The organism is Rhodopirellula sp. JB055, assembly GCF_043100905.1.
Lineage (GTDB): Bacteria > Planctomycetota > Planctomycetia > Pirellulales > Pirellulaceae > Rhodopirellula.
In genome coordinates, this window is sequence record NZ_JBICHO010000570.1 from 1 (window position 1) to 4,073 (window position 4,073).

A 4,073-nucleotide genomic window follows, 5' to 3' on the forward strand; every position below is an offset into this window, starting at 1 on the left:
CCCTATCGGGTCGGGATCAAAGCGGTCCTGAACTATGACAATTGGATCCGTCAGCAGTTTCGAGAAAACGTTCCCTACGACGAATTTGCACGGCGGCTGATCACGGCCAAAGGCAGCACCTGGCACAACGGCGCCGTGACACTGTTTCGAGATCGACGCAGCCCCGATGAAGTCGCCACACTGGTCAGCCAATTGTTTCTCGGCGTGCGTCTGGAATGTGCCAAGTGCCACCATCATCCATTTGAAAAATGGAGTCAGCACGACTTCTATTCCTTCGCCGCCTACTTTGGCAGAGTCGGCCGCAAAGGCAAAGGATTGTCCCCGCCGATCTCGGGTGGCGAAGAGATCGTTTACGTTTCCACCAAGGGCAGCGTCAAGCATCCCGTGACCGACGAAGTGCTGCCTCCCTCGCCTCTGTTTGGAACCGCTGACGTAGCCGAGGGATCGGATCCACGGGAGGCTCTCGCGGAATGGATGACGTCCCCGGACAACGACTACTTCGCTAAGGTTCACGTCAATCGCGTGTGGGCACAGTTGATGGGGCGAGGCATCGTCGATCCGGTCGATGATCTTCGCAGCACGAACCCACCTAGCAACCCAGCGCTGCTCGATGCGTTGGCCACGCACTTTCAACAATCTGGTTTCGATCAAAAGAATCTGATCAAAACCATCGTCCTGTCCAACGTTTACTCGCTCAGTTCCGTTCCCAACGAAACCAACGCGGCCGACCGACTGAATCACTCGCGTCACTACCGTCATCGATTGCGAGCCGAGGTGCTCGCTCAAGCGGTGGCGGACGTGACCGAAACGTCGGAATCCTTTTCGGCGTTGGCACCTGAATCCCGAGCCAACCAAGTTTGGACGCACCGAATCGATTCGACGTTCCTGGATACGTTTGGCAGACCGGATGAGAACAAGGATCCGCCCTGCGAACGCATTCCCGATTCATCCGTCACTCAGACGTTGCACCTGATGAATTCGCGAGAACTCGACGCACGGGTCCGAAGCGATTCCGGTCGCGCGGCACGGTTGGCGAACAGCGAGCTGTCTCCCGCGGAGATCGTGACGGATCTTTACTTGGCCGTATTTTCGCGATTACCAAACGACGAAGAACGAAGCTATGCCGAGTCACTGATTCGCGACTCCATCGAAAACACCGCGGCGAATCAAAGTGTTGAGAAAGAACAAAAGGAAACCACCGATGAAGGTCGTCGGCGTGTGATGGAGGACTTGATGTGGGCGATGTTGAATTCGCCTGAGTTTATTATTCAAAACTGATGGATCATGTCGAACACTTGGACAAACTGCGAAGGACTGACGCGCCGCGATGGTCTGAAATTGGGTCTTGGCGGACTGATCGGCGGAGGCCTATCAGGAGCCTTGAGTGCGCAAGCCCGCGCGTCAGAAACCTCCGGTTCACGCCGTCGAAACGCTCAGGCGGATGCCTGCATCTTGGTTTGGATGGACGGCGGGCCCAGCCACTACGAAACGTTTGACCCCAAACCAGACGCCCCCGTCGAAATTCGCGGCACGTACCAGCCCATTGCGACTCAAACGCCCGGCATTCAGTTCGCCCAGCCGATGCAGAAGATGGCGGCGATCAGCGATGACCTCGCAATCGTCCGTTCGATTCGGCACGACCAGGGCAACCACGGCGCCGGCAATCACTACATGATGACCGGAGCCCCGCCTCGCATCCCTGTTGGTTGTGGTGCGTTTGTCAGTTTCCATCCCAGCCTCGGCAGTGTGGTCTCGAAAGAGATCGGCGCACCCCATGGGATCCCCGCCTACTTTTCGCTGCCCCGGATGTCGCGTTCGGGCGGCCCGAACTTCCTCGGCAGCAAGTACGCACCGTTCGTCGTTCCCGACAATCCCAACAGTTCCGGCTTCCGTGTTCGCGATGTCACGATCCCCACGGGACTCACCGACGGCCGATTCAGTTCCCGGCAACAAATCCGCCAACGCATCGACACGATGAGGCGTTTCAATGACGCCAGCGTCGCCGATCCAACCTTGGCAGTTGACGAGTTCTATCAGCAAAGTCTGCAAATCATCAGCAGCAAAGAAGCCCAAGCCGCGTTCGACATTCACCAAGAATCCAACGAAGTCCGTGATGCTTACGGACGCAACCCGTTTGGCCAGCAAGCCTTGCTCGCCCGGCGATTGGTCGGCGCAGGCGTTCCCTTCGTGACGCTTTACAGCGGTGGTTGGGACCATCACGTCGACATCTTCAATGCACTTGATAAAAAACTGCCGCCGTTTGAAGCAACGGTCGCGGCTCTAATCTCGGACCTCAAACAACAAGGCATGCTGGAACGCACCTTGGTCGTGGTCTTGGGTGAGTTTGGACGGACGCCCAAGATCAACGAACGCGGCGGACGCGACCATTGGTCCAATGCAATGAGCGTCGTGTTCGCGGGCGGTCAAACGCCGGGCGGACAAGTCATCGGGGCGACTGACCGACAAGGTTACGCCGCGGTCGAACGAGTCCTCTCGCCCGAGAACTTTGTATCGACGATTTATGAAAAACTCGGCATTGATCCTGGTCAAATGATGTACACCGGCGAAGGACGTCCCACACACTTGGTCAGCGACGCGACTCCTATCACCGAGTTGATGAGCTAGTGCGTCACTCATCGAATTCAATCAACGGCAAGTGCGTCCACGAATCCATCCTTCGTTCACGCGACGCAAGTTGCTCCGTGATCGCTTTCACACTTCAGCATCGCCTGGCGTGGGCATTGGTTCTGTGCTGTTTCACCCCGTGTTTGGCTCACGCGCAGGTCAAGCTTGATCGCTTGTTTCCACCCGCGGTCGCGGTCGCCACGGAGACAGCGATCACCGCCGAAGGCACTTTTCCAAACTGGCCACCCAATGTGGAATGTGATTCGCCGCACGTTTCCATCTCCGCCGGCAAAGACGCCGGCAAGCTGACTGTCAAAGTCACGGACGATGCCCCGCCCGGAGTCGCCTGGGTTCGAATTCATGATGACCAATCCGCCAGCAAGTTGGTTCCACTCGTTCTTTCAAACATCAACGTTTTTTCAGAATCGGAACCCAACGACAAACGATCAGACGCCAACCCAATTGCACTTCCCACTGTCATCGCCGGCCGTTTGTCCAAGAGCGGTGACAGCGATGCCTACCGCGTGTCCCTGAAGACGGGCCAGACATTGGTCGTTTCGGCGACCGCGAACCAAGTGCTGAAGTCACCGATGGATGCGGTGCTGCAATTGACCGATCTCCGCGGGAACGTGCTCTACCATTCCGACGATGCCCGTGGACTGGACCCACAAATCGTCTACCCAGCCGACTCGGATCAAGATCTGCTGATTCGAATTTTCGCTTTTCCCGAAACACCCAACAGCACGATTGGCTACGCGGGATCCGCCTCATTCATTTACACGTTGGACGTGACCACCGCCCCGTTTGTGGACCATGTTGCGGCCGACAACAAGAAAGCCATTGCATTTGGTTACAACCTCGACGATGCAACCGCAACGGTTTCCTACATCGCCGAAAGCCTGTCGCCTCCCGTCGCAACGGTCCCCGGTGCGTTGGGGTGGTCTTGGGTCTCACCCGCTGATGAAACGGTTCAGCGATTTTTACCCGGTGTAGCGTTCGATGGGACGCTGCCCGCTTTGCTATTCGGTCACTTCTTGAAGGCAGATGAAACGCATCACTACGAATTCCAGGGCAACAAAGGGACCAAGTACCGCGCGGAAGTCCGATCCAAAGCCAACGGATTCCTGCTCGATTCCAAGCTCACGGTCACCGATTCCAAGTCAGGCAAAACACTGGCCAGCAACGACGACATGTCGTCGGGTGGCTATGACGCGGGAGTCGACTTCACCGCGGTCGAGGACGGTCCTATCGACGTCGCCGTTTCCGAGATGCTGGGTGAGTTTGGACCACGACACTTCTATCAATTGTCGATTCGCGAATTGAAACCAGAATGCCAACTTTCGATGGCTGAAGATCACTTCGTCGTCACTCAGGCCAAACCGCTCGAACTCAGCGTGTCCGTCAATCGCAAGTCCGGTTTCCAATCCAAAATCCGTATTGACGCAACC

3 protein-coding genes are annotated in these 4,073 nt (G+C 56.9%); all 3 read left to right on the forward strand.

All coding sequences use genetic code 11. From position 1 onward, the window contains the following. Positions 1 to 1,278 (forward strand): DUF1553 domain-containing protein (locus ACF8AM_RS22180; RefSeq protein WP_392557750.1); only part of this gene is annotated, 1,278 nt, incomplete at its 5' end. Between the two features lie 6 nt (positions 1,279 to 1,284). Beyond that, a complete protein-coding gene (locus ACF8AM_RS22185) occupies positions 1,285 to 2,625 on the forward strand; it encodes a DUF1501 domain-containing protein (protein ID WP_392557751.1) in 1,341 nt (446 codons plus the stop codon). A gap of 77 nt (positions 2,626 to 2,702) precedes the next feature. After that, on the forward strand, positions 2,703 to 4,073 hold a 1,371-nt coding region (locus tag ACF8AM_RS22190; protein WP_392557752.1), incomplete at its 3' end, for a PPC domain-containing protein.

Bases quoted from the DNA above. Each gene is read 5' to 3' on its own strand.
- ACF8AM_RS22185 (WP_392557751.1), top strand. From the start codon at position 1,285: ATGTCGAACACTTGGACAAACTGCGAAGGACTGACGCGCCGCGATGGT.